Consider the following 20,509-nt stretch of genomic DNA (forward strand, 5'->3'; position numbering starts at 1 on the left):
TTGAGAAAAGAGTAACAAGCTATTCTCCACTCTCCAGTTCATCCATGTCTTGCTCAAACTTTTTCTGAGCCCATTCGCCATAACTCTTCAGACCTAGATTGCCGATAAAGACCCAGGGAAGGTAAATGATATAAGTAATGACCCAAGCAGATAGGTATTTAACGTTCAAAGGATTGTGCTGATAAATTTCTATGTTGAATTGATAATTCTGCAACATCAAAAGAGCAGTAATAGCCAAGGTTAGGAAAAAACAACCCAAAATCGTAAAATGAAAACGACTATAGTAGGTCACTCCCAGATAACGGGCACGATTGAAAAAGAAGAAAATTCCTACTATCAGAGTATAGACTAGAAAATTCGGATTAAAAAGAGAGGGAGCCAACACTGCCACCAAATAGCTTAGAAGTACAAGCCCAATGAAGAGGGTAAAGGATTCCGCTCCAGCTTTATTGATTAGTTGTTCTTCTCTTTCGTCAAGTAATTGATAATGAATGAATTTATTTACCATCTTCTTCCTCCCAAAATAGTTGGTCTAGGGTTTTCCCTAAACATCTGCAAATGGACTGGCAGAGCGAGAGGCTAGGATTGTATTTTCCCGCCTCTATCAAACCAATAGTCTGGCGCGTCACCCCAACAGCCTCTGCCAGTTGACCTTGAGTTAAATCAAGCTCCACACGAGCTAATTTTAATTTTAAATTTTTAGCCACCTGCGTTCTCCTTATAGTTTTAATACTCATCTACTCTTAAAAAATCCAAAACTAACACAAGCTGTCAGCTATTTATTATAACCTCATTAATTAGCACTCCAATATTATCTTCAGCCTAAAATCAGTATGTTATATTGTTTGAAATAAACTTCCTAGTTTGCTATTTGAGTTTTTGTTTAGTATTAGCTTTAGTAGGGTCTTTTAAACGAGTTTTGATTGCTTGTATTTCTTATTTAGTTGATTTCATATCACTATTATATAATGCTTTTGGAAATGAGTCTAGCATAAGACAAAAACGTGTACACAACAAGAACAGGAGCATAGCAAGATGACTGATTTTTTGCTGGATTTTAAGTCTGCAAAATAATACTAAATAAAACTAAAATGAATACTCCTTGCTTTTCTTGAGAGTGAAAAAGTACAATAAAATGATTGTAGTGATTACCACAAGATACTGACTAATAGACATCGTATTTGAAGCAACAAATACAGGTAAAGAATAAAAAGGAAGAAGTTCAACTGCTTTGATAAACAAATCATTACTAGTATTCGTCATAATCGTATTTAATATATTAGGGATAAAGAGTAGTAAGGCTACTAAAATACCAAATACCAAGCCACTTTTCAATTTGTATAAATAGAAAATGTAAGATAATAGAAAATAAAATAGGACTAACAAAATTGTATTGACTACAATGGCTGCTATAAAATCTAATCCTAAAGCACCTGGAACACCCAATTTACTTACGATGACTAGTAGCACAATGCCATTCAAAGCATAAATAATGGAAACTGAGATGGCATATAGAAAATTAGACAAGACGTAAATCATCCGATTCTTCTGTTGATTATAAAACAAACTGATTGTATTATGAGAAAAATCTCTACTAATGACTCGGTTAGCATGTATAACAGCCATTAACATACCGAGCATAGCATAAAAATTTGAAATATGCTTAATACCAAGTGATGTCCCTTGAGTCTTTAGAATAAAGAATGTAACCAGTATCGGCGGTATAAACGAGATAAGCAAACCGAGATATACTACGCCTGATGAATATAAATCCCTTATATTTTCCTTAAGAAAATTCAATTTATTTAATTTCATGATTATAACCTCCCTTTATTTTGAACGATTTAGATAAATATCTTTAAGCGTCTCTTTTTTAGTTTCAAAATCAACTACTTTAATAGAGTTTTCGTTAAAAAATTTAAAAAGCTCACTACTTTGAATATTACCAGACATAGTAATTTTCAGTCCCTCTTCCTGAACAATATCCCCAAATTCTTGTTTGGTAATGAAAATGTCTCTATCTGTAGCTGATGAAAAAGCTATCTCAAACAAGCAATTATGACTATCTTTTCCTACTTTTTGAAATGTCAAAAGCCCGTTCTCCAAGAAAAGAACCCTCTCACAAATTTCTTCAATATCTTCTAATTTATGACTCGATATTAAAATTCCCACATTTTCATGTAAAGCTAAATTTTTTAGAACCTCTAAAACTATTTGTGATGATTCAATATCTAAACCATTAGTCGGTTCATCTAAAATCAATATATCAGGTTCCGTAACAAGAGTTAGAAGCAAAGCTAATTTTTGTTTTGTCCCCAAAGAATAGGTCTTTACTTTTTTATTAATAGACTGAGTCAAATCTAACTCTTGGATCAAACTTCCAAATCTTTCTTGATTGTAGTCAACACCATATAAATTTGACAAATATTTTAAATTCTCTAAACCTGTTTTAGATAAAAATAATTTTGGTTCTTCGATTAAATACCCAACATTATCACTACTTATAATATTCCCTGAAGTCGGTTGATTATTCTGAACAAGAATTTTCATCAATGTACTCTTGCCAACTCCGTTTCTCCCTACTAGACCAACAATTTCACCCTTATTAAGTGCAAAATTTATATCTTTGAGAATGATTGAATGACCATAATGCTTACTTACATTTATAACTTCCATTTTTTATTCCTCCATTAATATTCTTGGTTTTCTCTTTGATTCTCATTAATTTTAAAAAGTTGCGCCTCTTTTCAATAACATTATACCATATATCTAACTTAATGCAATATATAAATGTCATTTTGTAAAATTTTATTAACAAAAAAAAACTCTCTACCACAAAATAGAGAGTGTTAAGTTTAAATATAGGATTTCAAAATATCGACGGCATCGCTTCTTTTCTTAACCTTATGACCTTGATTCCCAATTTCTCAGCTACGATTGTATTGTCCTCACTATCACCTAGAAAGACACAATTTGTAGGATTTAACTGGTATTTATCGAGAATCTCCTTCATACTTATGTCAAGTCCCCCTCTTTGCTTTATGATTTCATATTCTCCTTACAAATCTTTTTGGTAATAAAATCTTTTTCCTGTGTAGGGATAGTTTTGCAAAGCAAAGACTTCCTTGTAGCCATGCCTTTTATAAAAATCAGGAGCTTGAAACTGGTAAGTATTGACAAAAGTAAAACGACAGTTTCGATTCTTAGCTTCAGTTTCTGCTTGCCGCAATAGCTTTGAACCGATTCCTTGCCCTCTCAGTTCCTCTTTTACAAATAAATACTCAATTTCTAGCCAATTTCCAAAAGTCTCTGCTATCAAACCTGCCAGGAGATTGCCCTTTTCATCTTCGACATAAAGATTAAGTGGCTCACTTTCAGCTTCTTCTCTTTTTGAACGGTTATAAACACGAATCAGATTCCCTATTTCCTGGACTTTCTGTGATTCCTCATTTTCCAATCTAAAGTACATCTAAATCTCCTCAAATACTGTTACAGCTTGATTATAGTCTTATTTCAATAGACTGTCAAACTAGCAAAAACCCACCAATCTAAGTTGATGAGTTTCAAATTTATTTTCTAAATTTCCACTGACTATAAATCCCGAAACCGATAATCCAAATAGCTGAACCAATTGCTCCTACAAATGTAGACTCTTGTAAAAAGAGGGTTACAAAGACAAAGGCAAAGAAGAGCATGGTTAAAGGATTTAGGAAACGATAATGGGGCATAAGATAGCCATCCGCCATAAAGTCTGGTGACTTGCGGTATTTAAGGTGAGCCACCATAATCAAGATATAAATGGCGATATAGACACCGGATGATGATGCTGTAATCAAGGCAAAGGCATCCGACACACCTGGCAAGATGTTGATAAAGGCTGCTAGGGCAATCAAAATTGCTGAAGCGATGATGGCATTTTGTGGCACATTGTGGCGAGAAAGAGTATCTGCTTTAATTGCTTTTAGGAAACGATTTGGTGAATCATGAGCAATCTGATACAAATGACGACCTGTTGAATAAAGGGTTGAGTTAAGAGCAGATGCTGCTGACGTCAAAACGACGAAGTTAATCAAGGCCGCTGCCCACTTGACTCCTGCCAATTCAAATACTGTAACAAAAGGAGAATCAGCCGATGCAAGCTCACGCCACGGAATGATAGCCATGATGGCTAAGAGGGCACCACCGTAGAAAAAGGCGATACGCAAAGGAATTTCCTTAACGGCTTTTGGCAAGACCTGACGTGGATTTTTTGTTTCTGAAGTCGTTACCCCGATAAACTCAATCATGAGGTAGGCAAAGAAAACCATCTGGAAGGCCATGACAAAGTTAACTCCACCATTTGGGAAGAGGGAGAAATTGTCGGCGATATTAGCCAAACTTGCTACTCCATGTGGTGTCTTAAAGCCTGTCAAGACCATAAAGACTCCTGTGGCAATCATAGCTAAAATAGCCACAATCTTAACCATAGCAAACCAAAACTCAACTTCCCCAAAGAGCTTCACCGCAATCAGATTGACCAAGGCTAGAATGGTCAAAAATCCAATCTCAATCATCCAACTTGGCCAGCTAGGAAACCAGAACTGAACATAGTGAGAGATAGCAGTGATTTCCGCCATACCGATAAAGACAACGGATAGCCAGTAAGACCAAACCGAGAAATAACCCCAGCCCTTACCCAAATGGCGCGTGATAAAGTTGATAAAGGTATGTTGCTCAGGGTCTTGGTAGAGCATTTCCCCAACTGCACGCATCATGAGGAACATGAAGGCCCCCGTAATCATATAAATTAGTACAATAGAAGGACCTGTTAGGCTAATAGATCGACCTGCTCCCAAAAAGAGTCCTGTTCCGATTGTTCCCGCAATGGCCATAACCTGCACGTGACGATTGGTCAGACCACGCTCCATCTTATTTTTTTTCTTCTTTGAACTCATATAGTCTCCAATTCAATTTAAAATGGAAAAAGGAGTGAGTGAAGCGCATCGCCTCCCCACTCCTTTTTTCTGTTTTAGGCTGTTTTTTCAACCTTCAAGATTTTTACATCATAGCTACCAACAGGTGTTTCAATGGTTGCTGTATCACCTGTTTTCTTACCAATCAAGGCTTGTCCAATTGGGCTTTCATTTGAAACCTTACCTGCAAAGGCATCTGCACCCGCTGAACCTACGATAATATAAACTTCTTCTTCGTCCTCACCAATTTCTTGGATAGTGACTGTTTTACCAATCGCTACTTCATCATCGGCAACTGAGTCGCTATTGACGATTTCAGCATAACGGATTTTTGTTTCCAAGCTAGAGATTTGTCCTTCAACAAAGGCTTGTTCATCCTTAGCTGCTTCGTATTCACTGTTTTCAGAAAGGTCACCGTATGAACGGGCAATCTTAATGCGTTCTACCACTTCTGGTCGGCGGACCAATTTCAATTCTTCTAATTCTTTTTCAAGTTTTTCCTTTTCCGCAAGGGTCATAGGATATGTTTTTTCTGCCATTTTTCTCAACTTTCTTTCGATAGTATTGAATCTCTATCTGAGATTCTCATTTGTGTAGTCTTAGTTTGAACTACTATTTTGAGTAAGCTTGCTATTGACGTGCTCAGCTACATTACGATCATGTTCTTCTTGAGTAACTGCATAATAGACTTTACCATCTGTAACATTGGCTACAAAGTATAGGTTCTCACTCTTTGTTTGGTTGATACTTGCTTCAATCGCGTCCTGACTTGGACTATCTACTGGACCAGGCATCAAACCAGGTTTGGTATAAACATTGTATGGTGAATTAATCGATGTGTCAATTCCAGCATCGTCTGCTAGGCTAATATTTTGGCCAAGTTTCCCTTGAGCATACAAGATTGCAATATTGCTTTGAAGTGGCATACCAAGATTCAAACGGTTGTAGAAAACACCTGCAATCAACTTACGGTCTTCAGTCTTAGCACCTTCTTTTTCAACAAGTGAAGCAATTGTTAGCAATTCATTGACTGTCAAGTTTTTAGACTTAATTGCACTATAGTGCGGCGTCAAGGTCTTATCCATAGCTGCCAGCATCTCATCAATCAAACTTTCAATAGTTGTGCTTTCCTTGATGGAGTAAGTCGCTGGGAAGAGGAAACCTTCTAAACGATAACGAACTCCACTTTCTTTCGTTGGCAAACTTTCAAGTAGGTTTGGATATTTAGCAACTTCTTGACTGATAAAGTTGTCATCTTGAACTTTAGCCAAGAAAGCATCCGCGGTCAAAGGCTCTTTAAATTCACCTTGTAATTGTCCTACAACTTGGGCGATTTGATCAATCGTATATCCTTCTGGAATCGTTAAATCTGCAAGTGAAGGTTCTTGAGGTTCAGGAGTACCACCTTTTTGTAGTTCCTTAATGATATCCTCTGTACTCATGCTCTTTTGCAAATTGTAATATCCAGCCTTCAAATCTGAATAATTCTTATATTTAGCATAAAAAGCAAAAATCACTCCGTGTTTAATCACACCAGCATTTTCAAGTGCTGATCCAATCTCTTGGACATTGGATCCTTCCGGGATTTGAACGGTTACATACTGCTTAGAATTAGCATCAACCGGTAATAAAGATGATTGAACATACTGGTAACCGAAGTAACCACCTGCTGAAATCAGGGCAAGGAAAATTAGTAAAGAAATGAAGAAAGCCTTCAAATGTGATTTTTTCTTCTTAACTGGTTTAACTGTCTCACGGCGACTACGACGTGGAGTTTCAGTAATGACTTCAACCGTTTCCGATTCCGTAACTGGTTCTGGTTTTACTACTTCTTTCTGAGGTTCTTTTTCAGCTTCAGTCTTATAAGAAACAGCTACTCTTGTTGGAGTTGTGTTCACATCTCTTTCGACTTTTTGTGGACGACTAGCCTCTGGTCCTGGAACCGGTCTTGATGGACTTGCTTCAGCTGGTGAAACTGGAACATCTTGACTAGGGTGACTAGGAGTAATCGGAGCTTCTTCTCTTAATTCATCTGCCGGTGATGCAGGCACATCTTCACTAGGATGCTGTGGAACACGTGGTGCATTCTCCATAATTTTTTCAACAGCTGATAGGGATGCATTCATCACCTCTTCATCAGCGATTTTTGTGTCAGGGACAGACAAAGCTGATTTTTTTTCAGCAAGCTCAGCGGCCTCTTGGCGAATCCCTTCATAACGTTTTACTTTTTCTAAATCACGCAAAATCTGCTCTTTAAAGCTTAATTTTTCGTCTTCTCTTGGCTTTTCACTCAAAAGTTTATCCTCCTCGTTGACAATCCATAATATTATATCTTAAAAACGAAAGAAAAGCAACCTAGCATGCTTTTCTAGCTTATTTTTTAGCTTCCCATACCATATCATACCAGGTTTCTCCTGCAAAGGTTGACTGAGATAGGCCTTCATTGACAAAACCATGCTTTTCGTAGTAAGCAACGAGATAGTCATGACAGGTTAGGTTAATGCCTTCTCTTTCGTGTTCAAGAGCCAGCTCTTTCAAGGCTGTTAGCAATTTCTGACCCAGTCCTAGGCCTTGCGCCTCCTTGGCAATTGAAAGACAGGTCACAGAGATATAACCACCATGCTCATGGCTATAATCTTCTATCTCTTCTGTAAAAGACTGATCCTGCAAATGGCGGTGTGGCCCAACCGGCCCTTCGATATACCCCATGATTCTGCCTTCTTTTTCAGCAACCAGAAAAGAGGTCTGAATTTCTCGCAAATGCGCCTCAAAAACAGAGCGAGGAATGGCTTCTTCTATCGAGAAATTCTCTAGTTCAATCTCGACGATACGATCTAAATCTTCTAATCTTGCTTTCCTGATTTTCATTGTGCCTCCTAAAAAAAGAGATTAAACCAAATCATACTAAAACCTTGACTAGCTGCATAAAACGAATCTGTCTCTTCTTCATCAATAAAACCGTTCATTTCAAAATAGGAAAGCAACTCACCAGGGCTCTTCAAACGAATAGCTTTGTAATCCAGCTCAACTGCCACATCTTTCAAAGCCGCAAGAAGAAGCGTTCCCAAGCCCTGTCTCTGATGGTCAGTATCAATGACTAAAGAATGCATTTCTAGACATTGCGGATTATGTGGCTGCGGACCACCTAGAACATAGCCCAGAAGCTGATTTTCATCCCTAGCTAGAAGAAAGGTATCCGCATACTTACGGATACTTTCTTCTAAAATATGGGAAGGTTGCTGCTTTTCAGCTGGAAAAGATGAAGCCTTAAGTTCCTCTATCTCAGCCAAATCAGACTTACTTGCCTGAATGATCTTAATTGGAATTTCCATTGGAAAATCCTATTGAACATTGCTTGTCAAGTTAGACAAGAGTCGCTCAAATGAGTATTCATAGGTTTGGATATCTCCTGCTCCCATAAAGACGTAAACAGCATTGTCATGGTCTAGGAGTGGAGAAACATTTTCAACAGTGATCACTTGGTGTTTCTTATTGATTTTATTGGCTAGGTCTTCTACCTTAACATCACCATGGTCTACTTCACGAGCAGATCCATAAATTTGGGCTAGATAAACAGCATCCGCCTGATTCAAAGCGTGGGCAAAGTCATCCAACAGGGCAATAGTTCTAGTAAAGGTATGCGGTTGAAAGACTGCAACAATTTCCTTGCTTGGGTATTTCTGACGAGCCGCATCCAAGGTCGCAATAATTTCTGTTGGATGGTGGGCAAAGTCATCGATAATAACTGTGTCATTGACAATTTTCTCAGTGAAACGACGCTTAACACCAGCAAATGTTTTCAAGTGTTCACGCACCAAGTTCAAATCAAATCCTGCTGTGTAAAGAAGACCAATAACGGCTGTCGCATTCATGATATTGTGACGACCAAAGGTTGGAATGTGGAATTGCCCTAATTCTTGACCACGGAAATGAACTGTGAAGGTTGAACCAGTTGTTGAACGAAGAAGATCACTAGCGACAAAGTCATTACCTTCTGCTTCAAAACCATAATAATAAATTGGTGCATCAGACGTAATCTTACGCAATTCAGCATCTTCACCGTAGATAAACAAACCTTTGGTAATTTGTTTAGCATAGTCGTTAAAGGCATTGAAAACATCCTCTAGACTTGTGAAATAGTCTGGATGGTCAAAGTCAATGTTGGTGATGATAGAATATTCTGGGTGGTAAGGCATGAAGTGACGCTCATATTCGTCAGATTCGAAGACAAAATATTTGGCATTGGCTGAACCACGACCAGTCCCGTCTCCAATCAAGAAGCTAGTATCTGTAATGTGAGACAAGACATGAGACAACATACCCGTTGTTGAAGTTTTTCCATGCGCTCCAGCAACTCCCATGCTAACAAAGTCACGCATAAAGCTACCTAGGAACTCATGGTAGCGTTTGTAGCTAATTCCATTTTGATCCGCATAGGCAATTTCGACGTTGTTATCTGGACGAAAGGCATTTCCAGCGATAATTTCCATATCACCGTCTAGATTCTTTTCATCAAAAGGAAGAATGGTAATTCCTGCCTGCTCAAGACCACGTTGAGTAAAGTAGTATTTTTCAACATCTGATCCCTGAACCTTGTGCCCCATTTGGTGCAACATCAAAGCCAAGGCACTCATCCCTGATCCCTTAATTCCGATAAAATGATATGTCTTTGACATGTTTTCTCCCCTATTCCGTAATTCTTGTCAGATTCAACTCTTGGGCCACCTGACGTTCTTGTTCTTTTTGTTGATTCTTTTTATTGTAGATTTGGCTCTTCTTCAGAAAATCATAATTATTTTTCTTTGGACCTGAAGTTTCTTTTGGCTCAGATTGAGTCGAAATATTGCTCACTTCTTCCGCCAAGATGTAATGAGACTGGGTCAATTTTTGACTATATTTAACAAATTCACCAGGATTTTCCTTTTGGAAAGGCGCTGTAGGTTGATTGCCCTGTCTAACTAGACTTGGCTGAGAATGGCGTCTTGTAGGAGTAATATCCTTAGTCAGATAACTTGCTGAGCGTTTCTTTTTCAAGTCCGCACGCGCTTCTTCACGCGCCACCTCCGCATAGCTCTTTCCTTCTTTTTTAACTCCTAAACCAGACTTCTTAGGTTTCTCTACTGGCTTTTCAATCTGTTTTACTGGTTTTTCTTCAGTAATAGGGGCCCACTCCAGATAATTCTTATCACGGTATTCTCCCTTGATATTACTGATAAAGTCAGATTCATCATAGAGGTCCATAACCGGCATCTCAGTCAACATGATCTCATCATCTGACACCAATGGAAATCGTTCTTCTCTCATTTTCTATTTCCTTTCAACACTTCATTATAGCGTATTGTCTTGATTTTTCAAGTGCTGGCTTCAGAAATTCCCAAAATTTCTCTAATTTCTGCTAGGCTGAGACTGCCACGTGACTCTGTTCCATCCAATACTTGTGACACTAGATGTTTCTTTTGTTCTTGGAGTTCCTGAATTTTTTCTTCAATGGTTCCCCTGGTCACTAAGCGATAAACCTCAACCGTTTCTTCCTGACCTATCCGATGGGCACGGCCAATAGCTTGCGCTTCCACCGCAGGATTCCACCAAAGGTCAACCAAAATAACCGTATCAGCACCTGTCAGATTCAGACCGACACCACCAGCCTTAAGAGAAATCAAAAAGGCATCTCTTTCTCCTTGGTTAAAGGCCTTGGTCATGTCTTGTCTTTCCTTGGCTGGGGTTGAACCCGTAATTTTAAAGGAAGTCAAGCCCAAGTCTGGCAGTTCTTGTTCAATTTTCTCCAACATTCCCTTGAACTGCGAGAAAATCAATACACGGTGTCCGCCATCTGCCACCTGGACCAGCAGGTCTCGGAGACTATCCAGTTTGCCACTGGCTCCCTGATAATCTTCCATAAAGAGGGCAGGAGTGTCACAGATTTGACGCAAGCGCATCAGACCAGACAAGATTTCCACACGACTTCGCTGAAATTCCTGATCTGACACTTGAGCCAGACGGTCTCGCATCTGTTGCAACTGGGCTAGGTAAATAGCCTTTTGCTGGTCTTCCAGTTCATTTTTATAAACCACTTCGATTAAGTCTGGTAATTCAGTCAGAACTTCTTCTTTCTTACGTCGCATCACGAAAGGTTTGATAAACTGAGCAACGCGCTCAGCTGGCAATTTCATAAATTCTTTCTTGCTTGGCAAAAGTCCTGGCATGACGATTTGGAAAATAGACCACAGTTCACCCAGATGGTTTTCAATCGGAGTTCCTGACAAGGCAAAAACTGACGGCACCACAAATTGTCTCAAGGTCTGGGCAATCTTAGTTTGGGCATTTTTCATGACCTGAGCCTCATCTAAGAAAAGGAAGTCAAAGGCCATCCCCTGATAAAGCTCACTGTCCTGACGGAAGGTAGCATAACTCGTCACATAGATTTGATGGCTCTCAGCAAGAATCTCTTCACGACTAGCTTTCAAGCCATGAACAACAGCCACATCCAACTGTGGGGCAAATTTCTGAAACTCATCTGCCCAGTTGTAAATCAAACCTGACGGAGCTAAAATCAAAACCCGACTTTCTTTTGTCACCTGACTGGTCAAAAAAGCAATGGTCTGAAGGGTTTTACCAAGTCCCATATCATCAGCCAAAATCCCACCAAAACCATAATGGTGGAGCATTTGCAGCCAGCCGATTCCCTTTTCCTGATAATCTCGTAAATCAGCCTGAACCTGAGTTGCTTGTCGTGGGAAGTCCTCTGGATGCGTTAAATCCTGGGCCAAATTCTGGAATTCTTGTGAAAAAGAAACACGGTCACGCCCTTCAAAAAGATGAGCTAAACTATAGGCCAAGGATTTTCGAGCCTGCAAGGTCCCATCTTTTAATTCAAACTGTCCTAGTTCCTGTAGATTTTGGCGAATTTTCTTGGTTTCGTCATCGAAAAAGTAGACTTGATTGGAGGAATCAATGTAAAAATCTTGGTTGGCAACCAAGGCCTGCATGGCTTGGTCGATTTCCTCTTGGGCAATATCTTGAAAATCAAACTGGATTTCCAAGAGACCTCCCTTGGAAGCAATCTGCACTTGAGGACTTGCTAAACTATAAAGCTCTTCTAACTTGTCTGATAGCTCAACATTTCCGAGTTTTTCAAATACTGGAATGATTTCATGGAAGAAATGATAGACAGATTCCGCTTTTACGGCCTGACGCCAAGATTGAAAATCTGCTTCAAAGCCCGCAGCCAAACAGACTTGGAAAACTCTTTCTTCTAAGTCAGCATCACTCGAAAATGGCAATTCTTCCAGCGCTTGTCGGCTAGAGACCTGGCTGTCTCCATAATCAAACTGAATTTTTAGACGAATCCGGTTATCCTCTTCCCTGTCAAAGTAAAAAGAGGGAGCAAAAGTTTTGATTTGTAAGCGTTCTGGAGCTGAAACAGTGCCCATCTGGCCAAAGAGAGTTAGACAGGAAGCCAATTTATCGCGGTCACTGCTATCAAATTGCAGGTATTTCTTTCCGTGTTGATCCACAGGCAGCGTTTTGATTTCTTTGAGAAGACGCACCTGCTGGTCTGTTAGAAAATAAACCTGTCCTTTATGGAAAAGTACAGTCCCCTGATAAAAGACATTGACCCTAGGGCTCTCGCTGATTTCCATTTCAAAATAGTCAGAGTATTCTGTTACTGTAAAGGCAAATAGATTGGCATCAGCATGCATATCCTGAAAAAGTAGGGTTTGGTAGCTATCCACTTGATGGTCAAATTGAAAATGCGGCAAGGTCATCAGTAAATTCACACCCTGCTCAAAAAAGGTCAGAGGAAAAAAGAGATGCCGACCCTGGTTTTGGAAAAAAAGCTCTGGACTAAGTCCTTCCTCCATTAGTCCGCGTAAGAAAGTCAGAAGCTCTTGACTTTCCTCATTAAAGGCTTCCCAAGATAGAGACTCCTCATAGATCTTACCAATCATATAAGGTTTTCTCTTCTCGACGACTTTTAAAAAGAGCGGAATATCCCGAATAACGTAGTATTTTTGGCTATTGATTTGCCCGATTCTCAGCGTCCACAAGATATGATTGCTTCCTGCTTCCACTTGTCCCACAGCTGACAATTCATAGGCACGTTCTGATTTTGGAGACAAGATTCGGTCCAAAAATTTGCCACCCAAGGTCACCTTGGTTTCAACAGCCTCTTTTTCTTCATGACCTTCTTCCAGACTTTGCAAGATTTCCTGACCACGCTCATCATTTTTCAAAAAATGCTCCAGAGCTGCCAAATGCACACAGTAGCCCCTCTTTTGGAAAAAATCGCAGGCACAAAAAACCAAATCATCCTCTAAACTATAGCGCAGTTCTTCTTCTGCAACGCGAGCGTAGAGCCGATTGTTCTTTTCCTTGATAATGTCAACCTTACCAGTTTCATAAAGGGCAACGCCTTCGATACGGACTTTCCCCGGAATCAATTTAGCCATATTTTTACCTTTACCTTATCTTTTTATTATACCATATTTTCCTCTATGAAAATAGCCTTCTAAGGATACTTTTCTCCTAGAAGGCTGGATTTTTAAAGTTTAGCAAAAGTCGTCACAATTCGCTGACACACTTCTTGCAACAGAGATTTAGGCATGGCTACATTGAGGCGAGCATGGAGACTTCCTTCCTCTCCAAAATCCAAACCACGATTGAGGATAACCTTGGCTTCATTTCTCAAAAGCTCTTGTAATTTTTCATCAGTCAGGTCATAGGCTGAAAAATCAAGCCAAATCAAGTAGGTTCCTTGCGGTTTCATGACCTTGATTTTAGTCTCTTTTCCAAATAGATCCACCACATAATTAATATGGTCTTCAAAGACTTGCTTGAGTTCCTCTAACCAATCCTTCCCATAGCGATAGGCAGCTTCTGTCGCCAAATAACCCAAACCTGAAATTTCATGTTGATTATTAGCCAACTGGCGTTTCTGGTAAGCCAGTCTCAACTTAGGATTTTCAATAACTGCATAGGAATTTTTTGTCCCAGCGATGTTAAAGGTTTTAGTGGCACTACTCAAGACGATAGCAAATTCTTTAAAGTCAGGATTGATGGTATTGAAGGAATGATGCTTGTGACCAAAGAGGGCCAAATCTTGGTGAATCTCATCTGAAACCAACAAAACACCATATTTTTGACAGAGTTGGCCAATCTTCTCCAACACTTCCTTTTTCCAAACACGTCCACCAGGATTGTGAGGGTTGCAAAGAATATAGAGTTTGACCTCCTCTTTCACCAAATCCTTCTCCAGTCGGTCAAAGTCAATCTCAAACAGACCATCCTTTTCCACCAAAGAATTGGTAATCAATCTACGGTTGTTCAACTTGACACTGCGAGCAAAGGGTGGATAGACAGGTGTGTTAATCAGAACCGCTTCGCCTTCTTTTGTAAAGGCTTGAATAGCTGTTGAGATGGCTGGTACCACACCCTCGATAAAGACAAGAGCCTCTTTGTCAAAGTGGTAACCGTGTTGTGTGGCTTCCCACTTTTGAACTTCCTTAATTAACTCTTCACTGGCATAGGTATAGCCATAAACCAGTTGATCAGCGTAAGTTTGCACAGCTTGGCGGATTTCAGGCAAGACTACAAAGTCCATATCCGCTATCCAAGCTGGTAGGACTTCACTATCCGTTTCTGCTTCTTTCCATTTATAGGTATGGTGCCCTAAACGATTGGGCAGGCTTGTAAAATCATATTTTCCCATCTTTGTCTTATCCTTCCAAGGCTTGGCGCAAATCTGCAATCAAATCTCTAGCATCCTCAATCCCAATTGACAAGCGCAAGAGGTCATCTGTCAAACCATAAGAATGGCGTACTTCTGCTGGAATATCAGCGTGAGTTTGCGTCGTTGGATAAGTAATCAGACTTTCCACCCCACCCAAACTTTCCGCAAAAGAGAAGACCTTAAGACTGTTCAAAATATGAGGAATGCGTGTTTCATCTGCTACTTTAAAGGAAATCATACTCCCACGACCAGTGTAGAGAACTTCCTTAACTGCTGGAGAATCCTTCAAAAAGGCAACCACTTCTTGGGCGTTAGCTGTTGAGCGCTCCATACGAAGAGACAAGGTCTTGAGACCACGAATCAATTGATAACTGTCAAATGGAGACAAGACTGCCCCTGTCGTATTGAGATTGTAAAAGAGTTTCTCGTATAGTTCTAAACTATTTGTCACAACCACTCCAGCCAAGACATCATTGTGTCCTGCTAGATACTTGGTTGCTGAATGGAGAACGATATCTGCTCCATCTTCAATCGGACGTTGGTAGATAGGGCTGTAGAAGGTATTATCCACCACCACTTTGGCACCCTTAGCATGAGCCAATTTTGCTAGTTTTTTGATATCAAATTCCAACATCAAGGGATTGGTTGGGGTTTCGATATAGAGAACATCCACGTCCTTTTCTAACTCGGCAATCAACTCTTCTTCTGTATTGGCATAGGTAAAATGGAAACGGCCTTCCTGCTCCACTTGGTTGAACCAGCGGAAAGAACCACCATAAAGGTCACGGACAGCCAAGACCTTACTACCTACTGGAAAGACGCTAAAGGCCAGTACAATAGCTGACATACCTGAGCTAGTCGCTAGGGCATAGTCTGCTGACTCAATAGCCGCCAAGACTTCTTCCGCCTTACTGCGAGTTGGGTTTTTAGTGCGCGTATAGTCAAATCCAGTAGATTTACCAAACTCTGGATGCTGATAGGTCGTTGAAAAATGAAGCGGTGTCACCAAAGCACCTGTCGCTTTATCTGACTTAATACCCGCCTGGGCCAAAATTGTGTTGATGTGTAATTCCTTGCTCATACAATACCTCCAAATCTATAGTAACTATTGTACCACTTATTTTCATCAACTCATTTTCTTCTTTTCAAGAGCTGGTTATAGTTTCAAACTATAGACTTATCGAGTAAAGCTAAAAAGAATCCAGAAAAGATTCCAAATTCTTTTGTGACAATGATTGCTAGGGTTTACTTTAACCGAAAGAAATCGTGTTGGGCTAAATAGTCATAATGGTCTTTGTTAAATTGATATTGGCCCACATGCTGACTAACCTGACCGACATCCACGGAAAAAATATAGACTTCATTTTGATAGTTCCAATTCAGCCTAACTGTATTCAAGACTGTCTTATAAGTAAAATCTTGAACTTGATTCCAAGGCATCTCCATGACCTGATTAGAACGATTTTCAGTTACATCACTGATGTCCATCAAGTAGATTCCCTTAGGTGTGAATGCCAGAATCTTAGGCTTCACACTCGACTGAACATAGTAAGTCCCTCCTATAATGAAGAAATCAATAAAGGATTTCAGCCATGTCTTTTTCTTGAAAGCCATCAGAAAATTCTTTTGCCCTTCAATATGATAAGTTGAGAGAAATGATGCAATCTGTTTTTCTGTTGCAAACTCCATAATAGCACCCATGATGATACCTCCATAAAAATCACTAAATAGACAGTTAAGAATTCTTCACTTAAAGAAGAACTTATCAATTATTGCGTTTTATCTTACTTTTTAGTAGACAGCATCCCTCCTATAACATTACCCTAACATGTGCATACTTCCATTAAAGCTGGGTAGATTTTCTAAAATAGCGTCTCACGTTTTTCTTATATTCATTATAACATAAATCCAGTAAACAAATTAAAAAATGTAAGCACTTTTCTTCAAAATTGCCAGCATTCTATATAAAAACGACGGCTTCTTTCGAAACCATCGTTTTTCTTGAAAAATCCTTATTTGACATGTTTTGCCAATTCTTCTTGGGCTTTTTTATTGGATTCTTCTTTTTCTTTCAGCCATTTTTCTTTAGCTTTTTCATATTCATCCTTTGTGACTGTCTTATCTTGTAATTTGAGATATTTATATGATTCAACCCCTTTATTACCAGCCAATGAATATGGTGTTGAGAAAGGAACGATTTTTCTCAATGTTGGTGTTCCACCAAGTGAAACATTTGGAATTGCTAGAGAGCTATCCACCAACCAAGCTTGGGCATCTGCATATTTTTCATAGCGTTTAGCTGGATCTTGTTCCTTATTAGCTTCTTCCAACATTTGAGTGTAGACATCCAGTCCAACAGCCTTGGCTTTGTCATTGGCTTCACCTGGCTCTATACCTAGATTTTGCATCAAACCACCAGAATTAACGTTAAAGACATCAAGATAGGTTGAAGGGTCTTGATAATCTGCACTCCAACCACCATTGTATAGATCATAATCCTTCTGAGCTGCTGTCTGAGCCAAATAGCTTGTATTATCATAGTCTTCAGTAGTAAGTTGTTGAATATCAATTACAACATTTTCTGCACCTAAGGCTGCTTCAATAGATTGCTTCATAGAATTTGCCTCTTGAACACCCTGTTTAGCAGCTTGGTCAACTGTCATGTCCAAGTGGATAGGGAATTGAACTCCTTTAGCTTGGAGTTCTTTCTTAGCCTCTGCAAATTTAGCCTTGGCTTTGTCAGGATTGTAGTATGGATCTTGGGCATCCGCAAAGTTGATTCCTTGCCATTCCTTACCGTAATTAACCATCTTAGAGGCTACTACTTCACCAAAGTCTTTGCCATTGATACTTACGAAGTTTGGAGGAACGACTAGGTTACGCAAAATCTTAGTTGCACCATCCTCTCCTTGGGATTGAGCCCCGTAAGCTGTACGGTCATAGGCAAAGTTAATGGCTTGACGGAAGTTTTTATTAAGAACCGCTTCCTGAGTCGATTTCTTTTCAGCATCACTTGTCTTAGAAGTGAATTTATAAGATTTTCTATCTAGGTTAAAGTTTAAGAAGTAAGATGTAGCATCTTGCAGACTATAGATGATATTGTCCTTATTCTTCTCTTTGATTCCTTCGAAGCTTGAACTATTTGGATAGAGACGAGCATAGCTATAGGCACCCTCCACAAAGTTACGAGCCAGTGCATCTTGGTCACTACCATCATAATAAGCCAATTTCACATCATCTACAAAGACATTTTTAGCATCCCAGTAGTTCGGATTTTTCTTGAATTCAATGACAGATTTTGAAACAAAGGATTTCATCAAGAAAGGTCCATTGTACAAAATACTAGATGGGTCTACCTTCCCAAAATCATCCCCTTTTGATTTCAAGAAATCCGCATTGACTGGGAAGAGAATGGTTGAGGTTGTTTTTGAGTTCCAGTAAGATTCTGGTCGTGTCAAGGTATATTGAACAGTTTGATCATCAAGAGCCTTAACTCCGACAGTTGAAAAGTCGCTTGTTTTACCAGTGATGTAGTCATCTAAACCAGCAACGGATTCTTGCACCAAGTACAAGGCTTCTGATTTTTTATCAGCCGCATATTTCAAACCAGTTACAAAATCTTGGGCAGTTCAGGGGCATATTCTTCTCCATCTGCAGTATACCATTTTGCATCTTTACGAAGTTTGTAGGTATAAGTCAAACCGTCTTTAGAAACAGTCCAATCCTCTGCCAAGGATGGGATATAGTTACCGTACTGATCATTTTCCATGAGACCATCTACTAGATTAGTCACAATATCATTGGTTGTTGCACGGTTTTCTGCTAGATAGTTCAAACTAGATGGATCACTAACATAGACATAATTATATGTTTTCGACGCATTCGTTGAATTTCCACACGCGCTTAATAAAATACCTGCGCTTAACACGACACCTGCAAGTGCTGCATACTTGGCCTTAGACTTTTTCATTTCCAGAACCTCCTGATTTAAATATTTGTCTTATTATACAACTTGAGTTTTATTTAGTCAATAGCTTTTTAAGTAAAATTTAAGAAAAATAAAATTTCTATCTACAAACTATAGAAATTATTCTACAAAATAATAAAAAGAGAATAATTCAAGCATTTTATGATAGAAATGTTCAAATTATTCCTTTTATTTATAAATATTTTTTAAGTTAATTTTAATTTGATTCGTAAGCGATCTGCTTGGGCTTTTCCTATCACCTTATCCAACAAACGGGTACGGAGACTCAAGAATCCGTAAACACCTCCACCCATGGCACCGACAAGAGCTACGTATAGGAAACTCCACAAACGTCCACTTGGTTGGAAAACAAATCCCAGTACCCACTGGATAGCGCCTACACTGATGAACATAACAAAAGTCAACAAACTGATTAAAATGGTACGCTTCAAAATCACCTTGCGCTTAACACCAGTTACCTTGCAAATGTCCCGATACATCAAAACATTAGGAATAATAAGACCAATTGTTGTAGAAATCAAAGGCCCGTAACTGTGGAAGAGAGCGATGGTTGGCAGTTGCAAGACCAGCTTGGCAATGGAACCATAGATAAAATAGAGAACTGCCTTGCGGTTGCGGAACATGGCTTGAAGCATTGGAGACAAGACCATGTACAAGCCTAGAATAGTAGACTGTAAAACTGCGAAGACAAACAAGCCCATGGCCAAACTATCTGGCTTGCCATAGAAGACTGTATAGAGAGGTTCTCCTACCATGACCACTCCAACCGTTGCTGGTAGCAGGAATAAGAAAAGCATGGTAATGCTGTCCTGAACTAGACGAGAAGCCGCCTTCAAGTCCCCCTTAACATAGTTTTCAGTCAAAAGTGGTAAGCCGACACTCCCAATCGAAACCCCAACAGAAATCAAAATCATAGTGATTTTATTAGGATTGGCTGAGAAATAAGAAAACATGACAACCAAGTCTTCATTACTATAGTTGGTAAACCAGCTCATACTATTGATAAAGGTCATCTGGTCCAAAATCTGGAAAAGCTGGATAGCAGACCCTGTCAGGATAAAAGGAATGGCTTCCTTAATGGTGTCGACCAAGAGACGCTTGCTGTTTATCTTGTCTCCTGTTTCAAGGACTCTTTTAAGTAAACCTTCTTTGGCAAGAAAATAGATCAAAACTGCAAAACTAGCTACCATGCCGACAAAGGCAGCAAATGTGGATTGGGTAACCGCTGCTAGATAATCTCCTGAGCCCATTTTCATAATCATAAAGGTAGCTAAGAGCATCCAGATAACACGAATGACCTGCTCAGCGATTTGGCTCATAGCATAAGGTTTCAGGTTATTCATCCCTTGGAAGAAACCTCGGATCACACTCATAGATGGAAAAATCAAGACCGCCCAAGCCAAGCTCTGCATGATTGGGATCAGGTCTTTCCCTACACCCGACAAATCTGCTAGCCAAGGAGCAAAGACATACAAGACCAGAGCAAAAACCAGACCTAGTCCCGTCATAAAGCCTAAAAAGCTCCGAATCAGGGCAAAGCTATGCTCTTCTTCTCGCATGGTATTATACTTGGCCACTTGCTTGGCCACCGCAACTGGAATACCCGCTGTTGAAACTAGCAAGAACCAGGCATAAATATTGTAGCCCATGGTAAAGAGACCATTGGCCGTAGCCGCATAAGACCCCATCCAGATATACCAGGGGATAATATAAATGGCCCCTAGCAGGCGACTGATAAAGTTACTAGCCGTTAGCCAAGCAGTCCCCCGTAACATCTGGGCCTGCTGGTGATTGTTTTCGTTAGACATAGGTTCCTCATTTTATTTTAATCACTAGGAA

The 20,509-nt window shown here is 39.6% G+C and carries 18 protein-coding genes and 1 pseudogene; all 19 read right to left on the minus strand.

Translation table 11 applies throughout. The annotated features are described in order from the left end of the window. Positions 1 to 19: 19 nt before the first annotated feature. The 19 genes and pseudogenes from QM818_RS03475 to QM818_RS03565 all read right to left on the minus strand — a co-directional run bounded on the left by QM818_RS03475 (position 20) and on the right by QM818_RS03565 (position 20,478). Complete coding sequence (locus tag QM818_RS03475) at positions 20 to 508, minus strand: DUF6773 family protein (protein ID WP_261080727.1); 489 nt, start codon at positions 506 to 508, stop codon at positions 20 to 22. Continuing rightward, entirely contained in the window at positions 498 to 707 is a 210-nt protein-coding gene (locus tag QM818_RS03480) for a helix-turn-helix transcriptional regulator (RefSeq protein WP_001107500.1), read from the minus strand. Before QM818_RS03480 ends, QM818_RS03475 begins: the two co-directional genes overlap by 11 nt. 379 nt (positions 708 to 1,086) lie before the next feature. Beyond that, positions 1,087 to 1,815, minus strand: a complete 729-nt coding sequence (locus QM818_RS03485) for a hypothetical protein (protein ID WP_261080726.1) — start codon at positions 1,813 to 1,815, stop codon at positions 1,087 to 1,089. 15 nt (positions 1,816 to 1,830) lie between these two features. Next, entirely contained in the window at positions 1,831 to 2,676 is an 846-nt protein-coding gene (locus tag QM818_RS03490) for an ABC transporter ATP-binding protein (RefSeq protein ID WP_000452050.1), read from the minus strand. Positions 2,677 to 2,869: 193 nt separating this feature from the next. Then, positions 2,870 to 3,013 (minus strand): hypothetical protein, encoded by a 144-nt coding sequence (locus QM818_RS03495; protein WP_261080725.1) that lies wholly within the window; start codon positions 3,011 to 3,013, stop codon positions 2,870 to 2,872. Positions 3,014 to 3,058: 45 nt separating this feature from the next. Next, on the minus strand, positions 3,059 to 3,469 hold the full coding sequence (locus QM818_RS03500; protein WP_125416856.1) for a GNAT family N-acetyltransferase: 411 nt from the start codon (positions 3,467 to 3,469) through the stop codon (positions 3,059 to 3,061). Between the two features lie 100 nt (positions 3,470 to 3,569). Further along, positions 3,570 to 4,934, minus strand: a complete 1,365-nt coding sequence (locus tag QM818_RS03505; protein ID WP_261022935.1) for an amino acid permease — start codon at positions 4,932 to 4,934, stop codon at positions 3,570 to 3,572. A 74-nt stretch (positions 4,935 to 5,008) separates the two neighbouring features. Continuing rightward, complete coding sequence (greA, locus tag QM818_RS03510) at positions 5,009 to 5,491, minus strand: transcription elongation factor GreA (RefSeq protein ID WP_000818748.1); 483 nt, start codon at positions 5,489 to 5,491, stop codon at positions 5,009 to 5,011. 60 nt (positions 5,492 to 5,551) lie between these two features. Further along, positions 5,552 to 7,246, minus strand: a complete 1,695-nt coding sequence (gene mltG / locus QM818_RS03515; RefSeq protein ID WP_414299921.1) for an endolytic transglycosylase MltG — start codon at positions 7,244 to 7,246, stop codon at positions 5,552 to 5,554. 79 nt (positions 7,247 to 7,325) lie between these two features. After that, the gene (locus QM818_RS03520) at positions 7,326 to 7,820 is read right to left on the minus strand and encodes a GNAT family N-acetyltransferase (RefSeq protein WP_414299922.1); all 495 of its coding nucleotides are present in this window, start codon (positions 7,818 to 7,820) and stop codon (positions 7,326 to 7,328) included. An 8-nt stretch (positions 7,821 to 7,828) separates the two neighbouring features. Continuing rightward, positions 7,829 to 8,284: a GNAT family N-acetyltransferase gene (locus QM818_RS03525; RefSeq protein ID WP_414299923.1), complete on the minus strand. Its 456-nt coding sequence runs from the start codon at positions 8,282 to 8,284 to the stop codon at positions 7,829 to 7,831. Between the two features lie 9 nt (positions 8,285 to 8,293). Further along, complete coding sequence (gene murC, locus QM818_RS03530; RefSeq protein ID WP_045607324.1) at positions 8,294 to 9,628, minus strand: UDP-N-acetylmuramate--L-alanine ligase; 1,335 nt, start codon at positions 9,626 to 9,628, stop codon at positions 8,294 to 8,296. Between the two features lie 10 nt (positions 9,629 to 9,638). Next, positions 9,639 to 10,256, minus strand: coding sequence for a divisome accessory protein ZapJ (locus tag QM818_RS03535; protein WP_227325584.1), 618 nt, complete (start codon positions 10,254 to 10,256; stop codon positions 9,639 to 9,641). 47 nt (positions 10,257 to 10,303) lie between these two features. After that, complete coding sequence (locus QM818_RS03540) at positions 10,304 to 13,402, minus strand: pilus expression-regulating Snf2 family helicase (protein WP_414299924.1); 3,099 nt, start codon at positions 13,400 to 13,402, stop codon at positions 10,304 to 10,306. 92 nt (positions 13,403 to 13,494) lie between these two features. Next, the gene (locus tag QM818_RS03545; RefSeq protein ID WP_414299925.1) at positions 13,495 to 14,661 is read right to left on the minus strand and encodes a MalY/PatB family protein; all 1,167 of its coding nucleotides are present in this window, start codon (positions 14,659 to 14,661) and stop codon (positions 13,495 to 13,497) included. A 7-nt stretch (positions 14,662 to 14,668) separates the two neighbouring features. After that, positions 14,669 to 15,763, minus strand: coding sequence for a cystathionine gamma-synthase (locus QM818_RS03550; protein ID WP_414299926.1), 1,095 nt, complete (start codon positions 15,761 to 15,763; stop codon positions 14,669 to 14,671). 164 nt (positions 15,764 to 15,927) lie between these two features. Beyond that, positions 15,928 to 16,383 (minus strand): hypothetical protein, encoded by a 456-nt coding sequence (locus QM818_RS03555; RefSeq protein ID WP_414299927.1) that lies wholly within the window; start codon positions 16,381 to 16,383, stop codon positions 15,928 to 15,930. A 311-nt stretch (positions 16,384 to 16,694) separates the two neighbouring features. Next, positions 16,695 to 18,652: pseudogene (locus tag QM818_RS03560) on the minus strand (peptide ABC transporter substrate-binding protein). Between the two features lie 203 nt (positions 18,653 to 18,855). After that, positions 18,856 to 20,478 (minus strand): putative polysaccharide biosynthesis protein, encoded by a 1,623-nt coding sequence (locus tag QM818_RS03565; RefSeq protein ID WP_414299928.1) that lies wholly within the window; start codon positions 20,476 to 20,478, stop codon positions 18,856 to 18,858. Positions 20,479 to 20,509: the final 31 nt, after the last annotated feature.

Origin of the sequence: Streptococcus mitis (assembly GCF_047464035.1) — a bacterium.
GTDB classification, from domain to species: domain Bacteria; phylum Bacillota; class Bacilli; order Lactobacillales; family Streptococcaceae; genus Streptococcus; species Streptococcus mitis_DX.